The sequence below is a fragment of the Dokdonella sp. genome, assembly GCF_017744955.1.
Lineage (GTDB): Bacteria > Pseudomonadota > Gammaproteobacteria > Xanthomonadales > Rhodanobacteraceae > Dokdonella_A.
In genome coordinates, this window is sequence record NZ_JAGIAG010000002.1 from 326,909 (window position 1) to 342,623 (window position 15,715).

Annotated in this window: 20 protein-coding genes; 12 read left to right on the forward strand and 8 right to left on the reverse strand. The window is 68.0% G+C overall.

All coding sequences use genetic code 11. From position 1 onward, the window contains the following. Positions 1-4: 4 nt before the first annotated feature. Both J7520_RS06490 and J7520_RS06495 read left to right on the forward strand, forming a co-directional pair. Positions 5-1,048 carry an aminopeptidase gene (locus J7520_RS06490; RefSeq protein ID WP_291185582.1) on the forward strand — a complete coding sequence of 348 codons (1,044 nt, stop codon included), beginning with the start codon at positions 5-7 and terminating at the stop codon, positions 1,046-1,048. A 105-nt stretch (positions 1,049-1,153) separates the two neighbouring features. Beyond that, positions 1,154-1,627 carry a hypothetical protein gene (locus J7520_RS06495; RefSeq protein ID WP_291185585.1) on the forward strand — a complete coding sequence of 158 codons (474 nt, stop codon included), beginning with the start codon at positions 1,154-1,156 and terminating at the stop codon, positions 1,625-1,627. A 108-nt stretch (positions 1,628-1,735) separates the two neighbouring features. Here J7520_RS06495 and J7520_RS06500 read toward each other — a convergent pair whose 3' ends face one another. From J7520_RS06500 to J7520_RS06515, 4 genes are all read right to left on the reverse strand, one after another. Beyond that, complete coding sequence (locus J7520_RS06500) at positions 1,736-2,842, reverse strand: DUF1615 domain-containing protein (RefSeq protein WP_291185589.1); 1,107 nt, start codon at positions 2,840-2,842, stop codon at positions 1,736-1,738. 129 nt (positions 2,843-2,971) lie between these two features. Continuing rightward, on the reverse strand, positions 2,972-3,628 hold the full coding sequence (locus J7520_RS06505; protein ID WP_291185592.1) for a glutathione S-transferase family protein: 657 nt from the start codon (positions 3,626-3,628) through the stop codon (positions 2,972-2,974). 118 nt (positions 3,629-3,746) lie between these two features. Further along, the gene (locus J7520_RS06510) at positions 3,747-5,021 is read right to left on the reverse strand and encodes a DUF6596 domain-containing protein (RefSeq protein WP_291185595.1); all 1,275 of its coding nucleotides are present in this window, start codon (positions 5,019-5,021) and stop codon (positions 3,747-3,749) included. Between the two features lie 26 nt (positions 5,022-5,047). Beyond that, complete coding sequence (locus tag J7520_RS06515; RefSeq protein ID WP_291185598.1) at positions 5,048-5,398, reverse strand: YciI family protein; 351 nt, start codon at positions 5,396-5,398, stop codon at positions 5,048-5,050. Between the two features lie 179 nt (positions 5,399-5,577). On the opposite strand from J7520_RS06515, the gene J7520_RS06520 reads away from it, so the two are divergent. The 3 genes from J7520_RS06520 (at position 5,578) to J7520_RS06530 (ending at position 7,254) form a co-directional block, all read left to right on the forward strand. Next, the gene (locus J7520_RS06520) at positions 5,578-6,063 is read left to right on the forward strand and encodes a hypothetical protein (protein ID WP_291185602.1); all 486 of its coding nucleotides are present in this window, start codon (positions 5,578-5,580) and stop codon (positions 6,061-6,063) included. Between the two features lie 14 nt (positions 6,064-6,077). Then, positions 6,078-6,902, forward strand: a complete 825-nt coding sequence (locus tag J7520_RS06525; protein ID WP_291185605.1) for an endonuclease/exonuclease/phosphatase family protein — start codon at positions 6,078-6,080, stop codon at positions 6,900-6,902. Between the two features lie 85 nt (positions 6,903-6,987). Further along, entirely contained in the window at positions 6,988-7,254 is a 267-nt protein-coding gene (locus tag J7520_RS06530) for a DksA/TraR family C4-type zinc finger protein (RefSeq protein ID WP_291185609.1), read from the forward strand. Between the two features lie 3 nt (positions 7,255-7,257). On the opposite strand, the gene J7520_RS06535 is transcribed toward J7520_RS06530, so the two are convergent. Beyond that, entirely contained in the window at positions 7,258-7,755 is a 498-nt protein-coding gene (locus J7520_RS06535) for a VOC family protein (protein ID WP_291185612.1), read from the reverse strand. A 138-nt stretch (positions 7,756-7,893) separates the two neighbouring features. Between J7520_RS06535 and J7520_RS06540 the strand changes: the two genes are divergently transcribed. The 3 genes from J7520_RS06540 to J7520_RS06550 are packed head-to-tail and all read left to right on the forward strand — an operon-like array spanning position 7,894 to position 9,237. Next, the gene (locus J7520_RS06540) at positions 7,894-8,157 is read left to right on the forward strand and encodes a DUF3297 family protein (protein ID WP_291185615.1); all 264 of its coding nucleotides are present in this window, start codon (positions 7,894-7,896) and stop codon (positions 8,155-8,157) included. Between the two features lie 35 nt (positions 8,158-8,192). Next, a complete protein-coding gene (locus J7520_RS06545; protein WP_291185618.1) occupies positions 8,193-8,585 on the forward strand; it encodes a YciI family protein in 393 nt (130 codons plus the stop codon). Between the two features lie 46 nt (positions 8,586-8,631). Then, positions 8,632-9,237: a 2'-5' RNA ligase family protein gene (locus J7520_RS06550; RefSeq protein WP_291185620.1), complete on the forward strand. Its 606-nt coding sequence runs from the start codon at positions 8,632-8,634 to the stop codon at positions 9,235-9,237. A 27-nt stretch (positions 9,238-9,264) separates the two neighbouring features. Here the strand turns inward: J7520_RS06550 and J7520_RS06555 are convergent, their stop codons facing one another. Next, positions 9,265-9,711, reverse strand: a complete 447-nt coding sequence (locus J7520_RS06555) for a hypothetical protein (protein ID WP_291185623.1) — start codon at positions 9,709-9,711, stop codon at positions 9,265-9,267. 230 nt (positions 9,712-9,941) lie between these two features. Here J7520_RS06555 and J7520_RS06560 point away from each other — a divergent pair, with 230 nt between their 5' ends. The 3 genes from J7520_RS06560 (at position 9,942) to J7520_RS06570 (ending at position 11,135) form a co-directional block, all read left to right on the forward strand. Then, complete coding sequence (locus J7520_RS06560; RefSeq protein ID WP_291185626.1) at positions 9,942-10,529, forward strand: YceI family protein; 588 nt, start codon at positions 9,942-9,944, stop codon at positions 10,527-10,529. Between the two features lie 85 nt (positions 10,530-10,614). Further along, positions 10,615-10,740, forward strand: coding sequence for a hypothetical protein (locus J7520_RS06565; protein ID WP_291185629.1), 126 nt, complete (start codon positions 10,615-10,617; stop codon positions 10,738-10,740). A gap of 29 nt (positions 10,741-10,769) precedes the next feature. Then, complete coding sequence (locus J7520_RS06570; protein ID WP_291185631.1) at positions 10,770-11,135, forward strand: DUF6164 family protein; 366 nt, start codon at positions 10,770-10,772, stop codon at positions 11,133-11,135. A 180-nt stretch (positions 11,136-11,315) separates the two neighbouring features. Here the strand turns inward: J7520_RS06570 and J7520_RS06575 are convergent, their stop codons facing one another. After that, positions 11,316-11,993 (reverse strand): methyltransferase, encoded by a 678-nt coding sequence (locus J7520_RS06575; protein WP_291185634.1) that lies wholly within the window; start codon positions 11,991-11,993, stop codon positions 11,316-11,318. Positions 11,994-12,174: 181 nt separating this feature from the next. Here J7520_RS06575 and J7520_RS06580 point away from each other — a divergent pair, with 181 nt between their 5' ends. Continuing rightward, the gene (locus J7520_RS06580) at positions 12,175-15,105 is read left to right on the forward strand and encodes a serine/threonine-protein kinase (protein WP_291185637.1); all 2,931 of its coding nucleotides are present in this window, start codon (positions 12,175-12,177) and stop codon (positions 15,103-15,105) included. Here J7520_RS06580 and J7520_RS06585 read toward each other — a convergent pair. Next, on the reverse strand, positions 15,102-15,632 hold the full coding sequence (locus J7520_RS06585) for an ECF-type sigma factor (protein WP_291185640.1): 531 nt from the start codon (positions 15,630-15,632) through the stop codon (positions 15,102-15,104). The genes J7520_RS06580 and J7520_RS06585 overlap by 4 nt on opposite strands. Positions 15,633-15,715: the final 83 nt, after the last annotated feature.

The window sequence follows — 15,715 nt, forward strand, 5'->3', positions numbered from 1 at the left end:
ACGAATGCCGCTGCGCTGGCTGGCGATCCTGTGCATGCTCGCCGCGACCAGCGCCTGTTCGAGCCTGCGCTACTACGCGCACGTAACGCACGGACAGGTCGCCCTGCTGGTGCAGCGCGAGAAGGTCGCCGACGTCGTCGCCGATTCGCGGCGCGACGAAACGCTGCGCCGGCGGCTCGCGCAGACGCAGGCGGCGCGCCTGTTCGCCTCCGACCGGCTCGACCTGCCGCGCAACCGCAGCTACACCAGCTACGTCGAACTCGGCCGTCCGTACGTGACCTGGAACGTGTTCGCGACAGCGGAGTTCTCGGTCGAGCCGCTCGCGCACTGCTTCCCGTTCGCCGGCTGCGTCGCCTATCGCGGCTACTTCCAGCGCGAACGCGCCGAGCGCGAGGCTTCGCGGCTGGCCGCGCTGGGCAAGGACACCGCCGTCGAAGGCGCGACGGCGTACTCGACGCTCGGCTGGTTCTCCGATCCGATCCTCTCCAGCATGCTGCGCTGGAACGACGACGAACTCGACGGCACGATCTTCCACGAACTCGCGCACCAGAAGCTCTACGTGCAGGACGACACGCCGTTCAACGAGTCCTACGCCAGCTTCGTGCAGGAGCAGGGCGTTCGCGAATGGCGCGCGGCGCGCGGCCTGCCGGCGCCGGACGAAGGCGAGCGCGCGCGCGACACGGCGTTCACGCAGTTGGTGCTCGACCTGCGCGACCGGCTCGAGGCGCTGTATGCGACCGAACGGCCGGCGGCGCGGATGCGCGCGGACAAGGAGGCCGAATTCGCCGCGTTCCGCCGACGCTACGCGCAGCTGCGCGACACGCAGTGGCAGGGCAGCCCGCGCTACGACCGCTGGGTCGGCGCGCCGCTGAACAACGCGAAACTGGTGCCGTTCGGCCTGTACGAGCGTTGGGTGCCGGCGTTCGAGCGGTTGTTCCGCGAGGCCGGCGGCGCCTGGGCGGCGTTCCACGCGCGCGCGAAGGCGCTGGCGGCGTTGCCGAAGGCCGCGCGCGAGGAGGAACTGGCGCGGCTCGCGTCCGGATCCTGAACGTCGTTGCCGGGGATGGTTGATTGCGACGGCTCAGCGCTTATTTACTGGGGGAGGCGTAAGGTGCGCCGTCGAAGTGTGGAGGGTTGCGCCATGAAGGGTCGGTTGAAAACGGGTTTTCTCAAGGCGGGCCTGCTGCTGGCGCTGCCGTTCGGCCTCGCCGGCTGCTACTACGAGCCGGGCTACTACACGCGCGGCGACGCCTACTACGGCGCTTCGTACTCCGACGGCGGCTACTACGGCCCGGGCTACTACGACTACTACGGGCCGGGTTACTACGGGCCTTCGTGGGGCATCGGGTATTACTACTACGACTACGACGGTCATCGCCATCGTCGCGACCGCGATTGGAATCACGGCGACGGCTGGAACGGCAACCGCGGAAACTGGCGTCCGCCGGCGCACGGCGCGAGGCCGTCGCCCGGGACTTCGTTCAATGCTCCGCGTGCCGGCAGCGGCCGCATGATGGCGCCGTCGCGCAGCAGCGCACCGGCGCGCAGCAGCGCTCCCGTGCGCAGCAGCGTCCCCCGGGCCGCGGCGCCGGCGCGCAGCTCGACACCGACGCGGTCGCAGCGCTAAGGAACCCGCTAGGTTCACCGCATTCCGCGAAAGCGGAAATCCACGATGGAATCTCACGCGTGCCCGCTTTTGCGGGCACGCGTCTTGAGGGCGCGGGCGCTTTGTCGTCTACACGCCGCCGCCGGCCTTCCCAAGACAGGTGCGATAGCGCTGATCGACGCGCGTCGCGAACCATTCGGTAGTCAGCTTGCGCGTGATCTTCGGACTCTTCAGGTCGATGCGCGGCATCATTGCGCGCGGCAACGGCTTGCGTTCCTGCCGTTCGGCCAGTGCGAACACGCGCTCGTACAGCGTGCTCTTTTCGAAGTCCGCCTCCTCGCCGCGTTTCAGCGCACGATGGATCTGCGCGTCGCTGAAGTCGATCTGCTTGCCGAGCGAACGCACGGCCAGTTCGGTAGCGCCGGGCTTGTCGTCTTCGTAGTCGACCAGGTCGCCGTCGAGCGCGAGCGGAATACCGGAAGCGAGAACCACCGCGTTCTGGAACGCCGCGTTGCGGCTGGCGTAGAAGCCGGCGTTGAAGTCGGCGAAGCGGTAGATCATGCGGTCGTAGGCGGCCGGATAGCCGAGCAGGTGGGCGATACCGAAGTAGACGCCGCCGCGGCGGCTGAACAGCTCGTGGCGGATCGAGTCCTGCGTCGCGTACGGGTAGGGGTGTTCGCGCGCGTGCCGCTCGGCGAAGGCGACGCTGACCTGCATCGGCCCGCCGGTGCGCACCGGGTTGGACCCGGCGAACAGACGCTGGCCGAGCGGGATGCGGTCGATCAGGTCCTCATAGACCAGGCTCAGCTCGCGTTCGGTGCGCACCGCGGCGATGCGGTCGGCGTAGCTTTTCCCGTTCGACGACTTCAGCGCCAGCGCGCCGCGCACCAGCAGCTGCGGCACGTGATGCTGCTCGGCGCGGCGGTCGATCTCGGCGCGCGCGATCCTGCCGAGATTCGGCACCGCCGGATCGACGCTGAAGGTCGATTCCTGCTCGATCACGGCCAGGCTCGCGCACAGGTTCTGCGTGCTCGGCTCCACGCCGAGGGCGGCGAATGCGGCCGTGATGTCGGTGGCCCAGCCGCTCCTGTCCTTCGCGCCGGCCGGCATCAGGCGCACGATTTCCGCGCGCACGTCGGCGGGACGGCGCGCTGGAGCGACGGGTTTCTGCGTGGCGCAGCCGGCGAGCAGGGCGAGCGTCGCGAGAACGACGGCGCCGCACCGCGCCGTCCGCATCGGGGGGCGAATCGGAGACATGGCGCGCTTATTAAGCCAGGTCTCCCGTCTTGTCCATCCGCGGCGCCGCGCATGGCGGCTTCTTTGCGAATGTTTGCTTGGTGAGCAATGCGGAGTCCCGCGCTTCCCTCAATCTCGATCCGGCGCGCCGAGCGGAAACAGCGGCCGGTACGGCCGCGCTTCGTCGACGGCGCGCGCGAACGACGGCCGCGCGAGCAGGCGCCGGCGATACGCCTTGACGTTCGCGAACGCATCGTCGATCGGATGCGTCCAGTCCGCGTAGAACAGGAACGGCGCGGCCGCGCAGTCGGCCAGGCTGAATGCCTCGCCGGACGCCCACGTGCGCCCTTCCATCCAGCGCTCCAGCCAGGCATAGGCGGTGTCGAGCATGCGCCGCGCCTCGGCCACGCCGTAGTCGTCGCGCGCGGCCTCCGGTCGAATGCGGTCGAACACGACCTTCTGCTGCGGAGTCGAGACGTAGTTGTCGAAGACGCGGTCGAGCATGCGCACTTCGAGCGCCGCCTTCGGATCGGCGGGAACCAGCCGCATCGGCCCGGGATGATGCAGGTCGAGATACTCGATGATCGTGCTCGCCTCGAACACCGTGCGCCCGTCGTCGACCAGCACCGGAAAGCGCTTCATCGGCCACAGCGCCTCCAGCTCCTGCATCGTCCCGGCGTCGCCGAGCACGCGGTATTCGAACGGCGTGCCGTTCTCGTACAGGGCGACCAGCACCTTTTGGCAATAGGACGAGAACGGGTGGGCGTAGAGCGTCAACGTCGACATCGTGGATCTCCAGTGCGGCGCCTCGGCGGGAGTGCGCGAGGCCGTCGTTCGTCTCCCCGACGAACGGGCGTGTGCCGAATCGACAACGCGATCCGAAATAGGCTCTTCGTCGGCGACGCTAGCCGCCGCCGGTCGGCCCGTGCGCGCAGGCGTCCTGCCGGCCGCGCAGGAAGCGCCGCACCGCCTCGTCGCTCTCCAGGCCGATCGCGATCGCGTAGGCCGCCTGCGCTTCGTGCGCGCGGCCGGCGCGCGCGAGCAGGTCCGCACGCGTCGCCCAGTACGGCTGATATTCGCCGAGACGGGCGTCCGCGGCGAGGTCGGGCAGCTCGGCCAGCGCCGCCTCGGCACCGCGCAGCTCGGCGATCGCCAGTGCGCGATTGATCGCGACGACCGGGGAGTCGGTCAGCGTCGCCAGCGCGTCGTAGAGCTGCAGCGCGGCGGTCCAGTTCACGCCCGCGCCGCAGCGGCGTTCGGCGTGCACCGACTGCAGCGCGGCTTCGAGCTGATAGCGGCCGATCCGGCCTTGCCGGCACGCGCGGCGCAGCAGGGCCTCGGCTTCGTCGATCATCGCCGCGTCCCAGCGCGCGGTGTCCTGCTCGGTCAGCGGCACGTAGTCGCCGTCCACATTGCGCCGCGCGCACCGGCGCGCGTGCGCGTGCAGCAGGCAGGCGAGCAGGCCGAGCGCTTCCGGCTCGCGCGGCAGCAGCCCGGCGGCGAGGCGTGCCAGGAACAGCGCTTCCTCGGTCAGGTCGCTGCGGCCCGTATCGGCACCGCCGGGGTCGGACCAGCCGTCGGTGAACGCGGCGTAGATCGCCTCGAGCACGCCGCTCAGGCGCGTGCCGAGTTCCTCGCGCTCCGGCACGCGCAGCGGAATGCCGGCCTGGCGGATCTTGTCCTTCGCGCGCACCAGGCGCTTGCTCATCGCCGCCGGCGAGGTCAGGAACGCGGAGGCGATGCGCTTCGCGTCGAGTCCGAGCACGGTCTGCAGCATCAGCGGAGCGTGAACGCCGGCGTCGATCGCCGGATGCGTACAGGCGAACATCAAGGCCAGGCGCTGGTCCGGAATCGCCGCGTCGTCGTCGGCGGCGTCGACCTCGTCGGCGATCCATTGCCAGTGTTCCAGCGCGGCCTCGCCGCTGCGCTGACGGCGCGCGCCGTCGATCAGCTTGCGCCGCGCGACGGTCAGCAGCCAGGCTTCCGGATTCGCCGGACAGCCGCGCGGCCATTCGGCCAGCGCAGCGGCGAACGCGTCGGCCAGCGCGTCCTCGGCCGCGGCGAGGTCGCGCGAACGCGCGGCGAGGAAGGCCACCAGCTTGCCGTAGCTGCGTCGCGCGACGAGTTCCGTCGCGCGGCGTGCCGTGGCTTTCGCATCGAGCTGGCAGGCGTCGTCCATGACGGGCACTTGTAGCACGCGCCCGGTCAGTCCATCGGCCAGATCGGACGCACTTCGATGATGCCGTGATAGGCGCCGGGACAGCGCGCGGCCCAGGCGATCGCGGCGTCGAGATCGGCCGCCTCGATCAGGTAGTAGCCGCCGAGCTGCTCCTTCGAATCCGCGTACGGACCGTCGAGCACCTGCGGCTTGCCGTCGGCGACGCTGACGCGCGTGGCGGTGTCCGTCGGCCGCAGGCGGTTGCCGCCGACCAGCGCGCCGGCCTGCGCCAGCGCCTCGGTGTACGCGCCGTACGCCGCGGCGCCTTCTTCCTGGTCCTTTTCGCTCAGGTTTTCCCAGGCCTTCTCGTTCGAGTAGAGCAGCAGCAGGTATTGCATGGTCTTCGTCCTTTTCGTCGACGGCGAGAATGCCGTCCACACGATGACGTTCGGGCGGCGGCGGTTTGGACATGCTCGTCTCGGCAAATTCGGCAACCCGCCGCGGCGACCGGTGTGCGAGGATCGGACGGGGCAGGGCGGACGACGTCCTGGAGATCCGATGATCGGGAGGTAGTGGGATGACGATTCGATACGACACGGCAGCGCCGATTGCCTGGCCGGAGATCGTGCTGGGAGGACTGCTGATCGCGCTCGGCGACGCCGCGTTCGCGACCACGTACTGGTTTTCGTGGGACGCCGCCGGCGTGACGCGCATGTTCCAGTCGATCGCGGTCGGCGTGCTCGGCAAGGACAGTTTCGACGGCGGCGCCGGCGCGGCCGCGCTGGGCGCCGGGCTGCATCTGGTGATGGCGACGATGTTCGTGGCCGCGTACGCGCTGGTCGCGCGCCGCAAGCCGGCGCTGCTGGACAAGCCGCTCGTCTACGGCATCCCGTACGGCGTGCTGATGTACGTGATCATGAATTTCATCGTGATGCCGCTGTCGCGCGTCGGCCGCGCGCCTTCGCTGGAGCATCCGGAGCGGCTCTTTCCGGTGGTCCTCGCGCACCTGGTGTTCGGCGTGCTCTGCGTGCTGTTCGCGCGGCGCGCGTTGCGCAGGCGCTGATCCGGGCGGCGTCCGTGCGCGGCGTGCTGCGCCTCGTGCTCGCCCTGGCCGCCGCCGTCGCGGCGCCGGGGGCCTGCGCGGGCGGCGGGCGCGACACGCTGAGCGTCGTCACGCTCAATCTCTGGCACGACAAGGCCGACTGGCCCAAGCGGCAGGCGCTGATCGCCGAGACGCTGAAGAAACGGCGGCCCGACGTGATCGCCCTGCAGGAAGTGCTGCAGCACGAGACCCTGCCGAACCAGGCGCAGACGCTGGCCGCGGCACTCGGCTATCGCTGCGTCTTCGTCTCCACCGACCCACCCGAGCGCCAGCGCCGCTACGGCAACGCGGTGCTGACGCGGCATCCGATCCTGCGCGAGGAATGGAAGGCGCTGCGGCCGCTCGGCGACTACCGCACCGCGCTGCATCTGCGTCTGGGCGTCGGCGCGCGCAGCCTCGACGTCTATGCCACGCACTTGGCCTACGAGGCCGAGGCCGGCGCGGTGCGCCGCGAGCAGGTCGAGGATCTGCTGGCCTGGCGCGACGCGACGGCGCAGGGCGACGCCTCGATCGTCGTCGGGGACTTCAACGCGCCCGCCGACGCGCCGGAATTCGCGCCCTTGGCCGCGCGTTACCGCGACGCCTACGACACGCGCCATCCGGACGCCGCGCAGGACTCGCGCGAGCACAGCACGCTGAACCTGGCGTACTACGCGCCGCTGCGCATCGACCACGTGATGTTCGATCCGCACCGGCTGACCGTCGTCGAGGCGCGGCGCCTGTTCGACCGGGCGGATCGGAACGGCACCTGGGCTTCGGACCATTACGGGGTGTTCGCCGCGCTGCGATGGCTTGATTGAGTCGGCCGGCATCCCTACCTCGAAAGGAGCGAAGCACGCCGCCCGCGGGCGCATGCTTCGCCTCGTTCAGGCACAGGAGACAGCGATGGCCACCGGCTGGGCCGGCGACGGCGCCGTACAGGACCAGATCGACGCGACCGTGAAGGATGCGATCCAGCGCGCGCGCGACCGCATGCCGCAAGGCGCCGGTCGCAGCCATTGCGAGGAGTGCGAGGCGCCGATTCCCGAGGCACGGCGCAAGGCCGTCCCCGGCGTGCGCCTGTGCATCGCCTGCCAGGACGCGCAGGACCGCGAGCAGGCCGCGTTCAGCGGCTACAACCGCCGCGGCAGCAAGGACAGCCAGCTGCGCTGAACGCTATCCGGCCGCGCGCAGCGCGGCCGCGACGTCGATCTTCTTCATCTGCAGCACCGCCGCCATCGCGCGGCTGGCCCTGCCCGCATCCTCGCCGCTGAGAATGTCGATGATTTCGGTCGAGACGACCTGCCAGGACAGCCCGTAGCGGTCCTTCAGCCAGCCGCATTGCTGCGCCCGCGGATCGCCGCCCTCGCTCAGGGCATCCCAGTAGCGGTCGATCTCGGCCTGGCTGCGGCAATTGACGACCAGCGAGATCGATTCGTTGAAGGTGAAATGCGGCCCGCCGTTGATGGCCGTGAACGCGAGTCCGTCGAGTTCGAACGCGACGGTCATCACCGATCCTTTCGGCTGCCCCGAAGCGGCGGCGCTTTCGGCGTCGTAACGCACGGTCTTCACGATGCGCGAGTTCTCGAAGATCGAGACGTAGTGGCGGGCGGCCTCCTCGGCCTGCTGATCGAACCAGAGGAACGGGCTGATGCGCTGGAATCGGGCGGACATGGCGATGCTCCTTCTTGCGACGGTTTGCGGAACCGCTGACGCGGGCCTTTCCATCGACGACGAACGGGCGCGATCCGATTCGACAAAGCCGGGTCGGTGATCGCATAGTAGGCGTTTGGCAACTTCAGAATTGCGCCGATGACCGACACCTTTCCCGATCGACTCAGCGTCGACCCCAAGAGCCCGTACCACGACGCCGACCTGCTCGCGCGCGGCATCGGCATCCGCTTCAACGGGCAGGAGAAGACCAACGTCGAGGAATACTGCATCAGCGAGGGCTGGATCCGCGTCGTCGCCGGGCGCGCGCTCGACCGCCGCGGCAATCCGATCACGCTGAAGCTGAAAGGCGAAGTGGTGCCATTTTTCCAGGATTCCGCCGCGCACGACTCCGCCGGGACTTGAGTCGCGACGGCGAGCGCCGGCGACGGGAGCGAACGATGAAATTCCTCGTGATGATCTACAACGACGCGTCGCTGCTGAACGCGCTGCCGGCCGGCGAGTTCGACACCACCATGCGCGGCTGCTTCGAGCACGCCGACGAACTGCGCCAGGCCGGCCATCTGCTCGATTCGCAGCAGCTCGAACCGCCCGCGACCGCCAAGACGCTGCGCGTGCGCAGTGGCCGCGCGACGATCGTCGACGGCCCGTTCGCCGAGACCAAGGAAATCCTCGGCGGCTTCAATCTCATCGAGGCGGCCGACATGGACGAGGCGCTGCGCATCGCCGCCGAGTTCCCCTGGGCCGCGACCGGCTGCATCGAAGTGCGGCCGGTGGTGGACATGGACGCCGTGCGCCGCCGCGTCGGCGCGCCCGTGCCGACCGCCGCTTGAGCGCCGTTCCCACCGGCGCGGGCCGGGGCGGGCGGAGCGTCCGAACATGAGCGATTCGCCATCCGGCCGGACGCCGGCGCAGCCGTCGCTGGCCGGCTTCGCGCCGGCCGCGCCGACCGATCGATTGTTCCTGGCCGTCTATCCGGATGCGGCGGCCGCCGAGCGCATCGCCGCGCTGGCGCAGACGCTGCGCGAGCGTCACGGCCTGCGCGGCCGGCCGCTGGCGGCCGAACGCCTGCACGTGACCTTGCATCACCTCGGCGACTACGTCGACGTGCCGGGCGACGTGGTGCGCATGGCCGGCGCGGCGGCCGAACGCGTCGAGGCGTCGCCGTTCGAGGTCGGCTTCGATCGTGCCGAGAGCTTCGCGGCGCGTTCCGGCAAGAAGCCCTTCGTGCTGCTCGGCGAGCACGGTATCGCGCACTTGGCCGAGTTGCAGCGCGCACTCGGCGAAGCGCTGCGGGCGAGCGGACTGGCGCGCTGGGTCGCGCCACGATTCACGCCGCACGTGACGCTGCTCTACGACGACGCGGCGATCGCCGCCCAGCCGGTCGAGCCGGTGCGCTGGCGCGTGGAGGAATTCGTGCTCGTGCACAGCCTGCTCGGGCGCAGCCAGCACACTCCGCTCGCGCGCTGGCGTCTGCGCGGTTAGCTTCGACCGACGCTTCGTCGCAGCGGGCTAGCCGCTGGTCTTGCGCGAAACGACGTCGAAGCCGCCGCCGGGCCACTGCCAGCGGCCGGTGATGGTCCTGCCGTCCTCGCTCAGCCGGCCCTTGAAGAAATTGTCCGAGCCCTTGTCGCCGAACCACGTCCAGTACGTTCCGTCGTCGTCGAGCTGGTAGGTGTAGGCGAAATTGCTGCCGTCGTCGGCCATGAGGTGCGAGCGCAGGCTCCGCGTGTCCTCGTCCCAGGTCACGTACTCGATGCCCGAGAGCGTGCGCCCGCTCGGCGTGACGGTGTCGAACTCCTGCATCAGATAGTGGCCGCCGAGCGCCATGCGGTACGTCGAGGTGCCCGCGACCGCTCCCTCGTTTCGCCACGTGCCGATCAGGTGTCGCAGCCGCTTCATCGCGGGATGGGGCGTCAGGGGGAGTTCGGCTACGCGATGATTGTTGTGGTCTGCCATGGGGCCTCCATTGAAAGGTCGTCGGGATGATCGGTTTCGCGCCGTCGCACGGCCCGTCCATCCGGACGACGTACCACGACGGCGAAAATCGACAACTCCGGCTCGCCAGGTCGTTCGCTCGTTTTCGACTGTCCGGGCGAGAGCGCTACCATTCTCCGTGCGTGTCGATTTCGCCGACGCTCGTTCGTCGCGAAGAGGAAAGCGGCGCTCCGCCGCGACCAGGAGGCATCATGTCCCGCATCGTTCCGATCCGTCTGCTGTCCGCGCTGTTCGCATCCCTCGCCGCCGTTGCCGCCACCGCCGCGCCGGCCACTTACACGCTCGATCCGGACCATACCTATCCGAGCTTCGAGGCCGACCACATGGGCATTTCGCTCTGGCGCGGCAAGCTCGACAAGAGCACGGGCAAGGTCGTGCTCGACCGCGAGGCCGGCACCGGCACGCTCGAGGTCTCGCTCGATCCGGCCAGCATCGACTTCGGCCAGCAGGCCTTGAACAAATGGGCGCGCGGCAAGGAGTTCTTCGATATCGCCAAGCATCCGAAGGCGAGCTACAAGGGCACGTTCGAGCGCTTCGTCGACGGCGCGCCGACCCGCGTGGCCGGCGAACTCACGCTGCACGGCGTCACCAAGCCGGTCGAGCTGCGCATCGAGCGCTTCAAGTGCATTCAGCATCCGATGCTCAAGCGCGAATACTGCGGCGCGGACGCGTACGGTTCGTTCGATCGCTCCGCGTTCGGTCTCGATGCGGGCAAGGACTACGGCTTCGACATGAACGTCGCGTTGCGCATTCAGGTCGAGGCGGTGCGCGACAAGTGAGGTTTCTCCGTGCTCGCGCACCGGCGTGGTGGTGCACGGGCGTTGCCGGTCGCGATGGAGACGCGCCTGGCCGAGCCGCAGTGCGGTGCGCGACCTCGAAATCCTCGATGGCGGCCGTCACGTGCTGCACCTCGCCAGCGGCGCGCGCGTCGCGGCCGGGCGCGCCTATCGCGCGCGGCTGCGTGCGGCGTTGAGACTCGATGCGCGCTGAAACCGGCGCCGCCGCGCTAGGATGTGCGCATGCCGAGCCTGCTTCTGAATCTGCGCCACGTGCCCGACGACGAGGCGGACGAAGTGCGCGCGCTGCTGGACGCGCATCGCATCGAGTTCTACGAGACGCCGCCGAGCCGCTGGGGCATTTCCGCCGGCGCGATCTGGATCACCGACGAGGACGTCGCGCCGGAAGCCAAGCGCCTGTTCGCCGACTACCAGGCCAAGCGCCAGGCGCAGGCGCAGGCCGACTACGCCACCGCGCGCCGTGAAGGCACCGCGCCGACGTGGTGGACGATGCTGCGCCACGAACCGCTGCGCGTGCTGATGGCCGTGCTGGTCGCGGCGCTGGTGCTCGGGTTGCTGGTGCTGCCGGTGTTGCTGATGTCGCGCTGAGAAGAGCGGTTCTCTCGCAGAGGCGCAGAGGAAGAGCTTTTCTCAGGTAGATCGCTTTCTCTGTTTCTTTCTCTGCGCCTCTGCGTCTCTGCGAGAAAAGCTTCTTCCGCAGGTTCCACCAAGATCATCCATGGGCACGCGCGCTCGCATGCATGACGCCGGCGGCGGGCGCGGGCTGCTTCAAGCCCTGCGATCGACAGGCGCGCCCGACCGTCGATAGGTCAGCAGCCTTCCGCGAAACGGCGGCGCTTCGTCCGGTGTCATCGGCCCGCGCCACTCCTCGACCGCATAGCCTTGCGCCGCGAGCGCGCGCGTGAGCAGAGCACTGTTGCCGCGGCCCGGATCCGCGATGACGATCTCGGCCTCCGCGCTCGCGTGGCGTTCGAGCACCGGCGCGAGCTGGGTGGCGTGGCCGCGTTCGTACAGGATGTCGCTGCCGATGATCAGGTCGAAGCGACCCAGGTCCGGCTCCGCCACCGTCCATTGCAGGGTGCGGTACGGCACCGGCGCCAGGCCGTTCAGCGCGGCGTTCTCGTGCAGGAAGGATTCCGCCAACGGATGATGGTCGGTCGCCAGTACGTCCGCCCCGCGCTGCTGCAGCACGAGGCTGGCCAGGCCGAGCCCGCAGCCGAGTTCGAGGATGCGCCTGCCGGCGATCGGGTGGCGGCTCATCGCCTCGGCGAGCAGGCAGCCGGCCGGCCAGACGTGGCCGAACAGGCTCCATTGCGCCGAGGAGATGCCGGCGCGCTCCGCGTGGCCGTCGGCGTCGTCGTATTGCTGCAGGTCGCTGAGCGCGCGGACGTGCAGGTCGCGCTCGCCGAAGCGCAAGCGGAGCTGGCGGGTGGTGTAGCCGGTCATCGCTGCATCTTACGCGACCGACGCACTTCGTCACTGCCGTCGCGCGACTGCGACGTGGCGGGATTCGGCGCGTTTCGGCGTATCGAAGGCGGAATAGGGTTCGGCATCGAGCCCGAGGGCACGCCATTCGCAAAGTGACGTGCACGGCAGTGTGCTGCAAAGGTCAGGCGGGAGGGGCGACATGTCGCAGGTGCCGCAGACGGGAGAGGTGCACGAGTTGTTCGCGCGCGCGCTGGCCGAACCGGTCGAGCGGCGAGCGGCTTTTCTGGATCGGGTGTGTTCCGGCCGGCCCGATTTGCGCGGGCGCATCGAGCACTTGCTGCGCCTGACCGAAGACGAGGACGGCTTCCTCGATCGCGCGGCGATCAACAGCGATTCGACGAATGCCGCAAGCGAGAACGTCTACGCCGCCGGCCGCACGATCGGTGCGTACCGCCTGCTGCGTCCGCTCGGCCGCGGCGGTATGGCGGAAGTGTGGCTGGCGGAACGTCGCGAAGGTGGCTTCCAGCAGCAGGCCGCGCTGAAGCTGATCCCGAATGCGCGCGGCTCGATCGGTCAGCGCTTCGTCGGCGAGCGCGAAATCCTGGCCGGCCTGGCGCATCCGGGTATCGCGCGGCTCTATGACGGCGGCATCGAAACGGATGGCGCCGCCTACATGGTGATGGAGTACGTCGAAGGCGAGCATCTGATCGCCTATGCGAATGCGCACCGGCTGCCCCTGACCGAGCGCTTGATCCTGTTCCTGCAGATCTGCGACGCGGTGGCGTATGCGCAGACGCACCTGGTCGTGCATCGTGATCTGAAACCGTCGAACATCCTGGTCACGGCCGACGGGCAGGCCAAGCTGCTCGACTTCGGCATCGCCAAGCTGCTCGACGCGGAGCCTGCGGAGGACACCACCCGCACGCTGTATCTGTCGCCGAAGTACGCCGCACCGGAACAGTTGACCAGCGGCACGATCGGCACTGCCACTGACGTCTACGCGCTAGGCGTGATCCTGTTCGAGCTGCTGACCGACCGGCTTCCGTGGTCGGACGACGCGGCGCCGATGGCGGCCGCGGTGAAGCGGCTGCTGGACACGCCGCTGCCGCCGCCGAGCAAGCTCGCGACGGAGCGGTCGCCGGTACCGGCGCGCGCACTGCGGGGCGATCTCGACGCGATCGCCGGCAAGGCGCTGCGGCGCGAAACGGACGAGCGCTATCCGGATGCGCGGGCATTGGCGGACGACGTGCGTCGGCATCTCGATCATCGGCCGGTGCAGGCGCGCGCGGGCGCGCGCGTCTACGTCGCGCGACGGTTCATGCGCAGGAACTGGCTGCCGCTGTCGACGGCCGCTGTGTTGTTCGTCGCAATGGCGGCTGCGACCGTCGCGGTTGCTTGGCAGGCGAGCAAAGCGCGCGCGCAAGCTCAGCGGGCCGAAGCGGTACAGAGCTTCATGGTGGATCTGTTCAAGACCAATTCGAGCCAGCAGAAGAACCCGGTCAAGGCACGCCAGACCACGGCGAGGGAGCTGCTGGACATCGGCGCGAAGCGGATCGAGAACAGCTTGGAGGATGCTCCGGAGGCCAAGCTCGAATTGTTGCGGGTGATGCGCGACTTGTATGTGGATTTTTCTCTGAAGGACGAGGCGTTTGCTTTGGCGCAGGAGGTTGTATCGCTGAGCAGGAGGATCGACGGTCCGGAGTCATACGAATTGGTCGCCGATCTAATGAAGGTGTCGACTTCGTCCATCGGATCGAAGTGGATGAAATTGGCGGGGCCGGCCTTGGGCGAGGCGAAGTCGATACTCGACAAGATTGGCGATTTCGATTCCAACACGAGAGCCAATGTCCTCTACAAGATGGCTCAATATTATCAATATTCAGACGTTCTCAAATCGTACTCGTATTCCTCGGAGGCCGTCGGTATTCTCGCGAAGCTCCCGGAATCGGGAGATTTATGTTCTGCATTATTCTTCAACGGTTTGGCGGCAGGAACGATTAGGCGACTCTCGGAGGCGGTTTCGTTGCTGAGACGGTCAATAGATATGTCGGGTCGCGTTAATGGAAATGATGATGGTTCGTTGGCGATTGGTTACTACGAATTGGCAAGGGCTGAGAGTAAGAACATGCAGCACGAGGCTGCGTTGAGCTCGGCTCGAAAATCGCTGAGTTTGTCCATTCTGGCTGAAGGAGAGGGAGGTATTCGTGTAGTAAGGGGGCAGCTGATGGTGGCGCAGGTGCTTTCTGCTGCAGAGCAGGCAAAGGAGGCTCTGGATATCGCGGGATATGCGAAAGATAAAATGCTCGGAATGGATGACTCGATCGGAGTCAACAGCAAGGCATTTGCATTTGAGTCCTACGGCCGCGCCATGCTTGCGGCCGGCAGCTACGATGCTGCGCTGGCGGCCTGCGAATCGGCTGTGGATGTGATAAATAGAGGTAATCTTCCGGAGAATGCAAGAATAAGTCCTTCCCGGTGCGTAATTTCCGCGCTCCTGGAGCTGGGTCGCTTCGATCTGGCCGATGACTTGATCGAGAAATTACTTCCGATAAATGGCGTCGCAAGCGGCGGGATGAGCATCCAGAGCCATGATTCCAGGGCCAGGATTGCTTTGGACTCCGGTAGAATCGATGCGGCCAGGTCGATACTTTCGCAGTCTTCTTCGGAATACCAGGATCCGATTCCCGCTTCGGTTTGGGGTCTTCGCCGGGATTTGATGGCGGCGGAGATTGAGCTGCGCGCGGAAAAATTTGGCCCAGCTTCGAAGAATGCCGCCGATGTCGGCAATCGGGCGCGTGCCAGCGAGATTGCGCCGTATGTGCGCTCCGTGATCTCCGACAGTGAATTGATCGAAGGGCTTGCGCGCTTGCGTAGCGGCGACCCGGCGACCGCCCGCCCTATCCTGGAGCATGCCCTGGCGACCCGTGTCGACCTGTATCTGCCGAAGAGCCCGAAGATCGCCGAAGTACAGCTCGCGTTGGCAGAATGCGAAATGGCGCAGGGCAAACGAGGCGAGGCGGCGAAGCTCGTCGAGCAGGCGGCAGCGATTGAAACGCAGTACAGCTCGCTATCGCCGCGCTACGTCGAGCCGCTGAAACGTCTGCGCAGGGAGCTCGTCGCGAAACGCTAGGCTGTCCCCAGCGACTCGTACAGCAACGCCTTCGCCATCATCCAGTCGCGCTGCACCGTGCGTTCGGCGACGCCGAGCGCCAACGCGGTTTCCTTTTCCGAATAGCCCGCGAAGTAGCGGCATTCGACCACACGCGCCAGCCGCGGCGAGATCTGTTCGAGCGCATTCAATGCGTCGTCGAGCGCAGCGATACGCTCGTCGCTTTCGGCAAGCACGTCGACTTCGTCGATGTCGAGCGGAGCCTGTCCGCCGCCGCGCTTGTCGCGCAGACGCGAACGTGCGTGCGAGACCAGCACCTGCCGCATGGCGAGCGCCGCGGTGTTGAGGAAATGCGCGCGGTCCTCGAAGACCCCTTGGCGCGCCAGCTTCAGGTAGGCCTCGTGCACGAGGGCGGTGGTGCCGAGCGTCTCGGACGGGCTGGTGGAGCGGCCGCGCTCGCGCCGCGCGATGCGCTGCAAATCCGCATAGAACAGCTTGACCAGCAGCTCGACGGCCTGGTCGCTGGACGGCGAAAGATCTCCCTGCATGGGCGGATTGTGCAGCAAATCCAGCCGTGCGGCATGCGTGGGTGAATCATGGCGGGTTTGCCTATCGGCCGGCGTAGTAGGGG

Excerpts from the sequence above, each read along its gene's own strand:
- J7520_RS06500 (WP_291185589.1), bottom strand. The coding sequence starts at position 2,842 with ATGCGGACGGCGCGGTGCGGCGCCGTCGTTCTCGCGACGCTCGCCCTG.
- J7520_RS06540 (WP_291185615.1), top strand. The coding sequence starts at position 7,894 with ATGACCGACACCTTTCCCGATCGACTCAGCGTCGACCCCAAGAGCCCG.
- J7520_RS06570 (WP_291185631.1), top strand. The coding sequence starts at position 10,770 with ATGCCGAGCCTGCTTCTGAATCTGCGCCACGTGCCCGACGACGAGGCG.
- J7520_RS06555 (WP_291185623.1), bottom strand. The coding sequence starts at position 9,711 with ATGGCAGACCACAACAATCATCGCGTAGCCGAACTCCCCCTGACGCCC.
- J7520_RS06545 (WP_291185618.1), top strand. The coding sequence starts at position 8,193 with ATGAAATTCCTCGTGATGATCTACAACGACGCGTCGCTGCTGAACGCG.
- J7520_RS06550 (WP_291185620.1), top strand. The coding sequence starts at position 8,632 with ATGAGCGATTCGCCATCCGGCCGGACGCCGGCGCAGCCGTCGCTGGCC.
- J7520_RS06505 (WP_291185592.1), bottom strand. The coding sequence starts at position 3,628 with ATGTCGACGTTGACGCTCTACGCCCACCCGTTCTCGTCCTATTGCCAA.
- J7520_RS06510 (WP_291185595.1), bottom strand. The coding sequence starts at position 5,021 with ATGGACGACGCCTGCCAGCTCGATGCGAAAGCCACGGCACGCCGCGCG.
- J7520_RS06515 (WP_291185598.1), bottom strand. The coding sequence starts at position 5,398 with ATGCAATACCTGCTGCTGCTCTACTCGAACGAGAAGGCCTGGGAAAAC.
- J7520_RS06585 (WP_291185640.1), bottom strand. The coding sequence starts at position 15,632 with ATGCAGGGAGATCTTTCGCCGTCCAGCGACCAGGCCGTCGAGCTGCTG.
- J7520_RS06575 (WP_291185634.1), bottom strand. The coding sequence starts at position 11,993 with ATGACCGGCTACACCACCCGCCAGCTCCGCTTGCGCTTCGGCGAGCGC.
- J7520_RS06580 (WP_291185637.1), top strand. The coding sequence starts at position 12,175 with ATGTCGCAGGTGCCGCAGACGGGAGAGGTGCACGAGTTGTTCGCGCGC.
- J7520_RS06530 (WP_291185609.1), top strand. The coding sequence starts at position 6,988 with ATGGCCACCGGCTGGGCCGGCGACGGCGCCGTACAGGACCAGATCGAC.
- J7520_RS06535 (WP_291185612.1), bottom strand. The coding sequence starts at position 7,755 with ATGTCCGCCCGATTCCAGCGCATCAGCCCGTTCCTCTGGTTCGATCAG.
- J7520_RS06560 (WP_291185626.1), top strand. The coding sequence starts at position 9,942 with ATGTCCCGCATCGTTCCGATCCGTCTGCTGTCCGCGCTGTTCGCATCC.
- J7520_RS06490 (WP_291185582.1), top strand. The coding sequence starts at position 5 with ATGCCGCTGCGCTGGCTGGCGATCCTGTGCATGCTCGCCGCGACCAGC.
- J7520_RS06520 (WP_291185602.1), top strand. The coding sequence starts at position 5,578 with ATGACGATTCGATACGACACGGCAGCGCCGATTGCCTGGCCGGAGATC.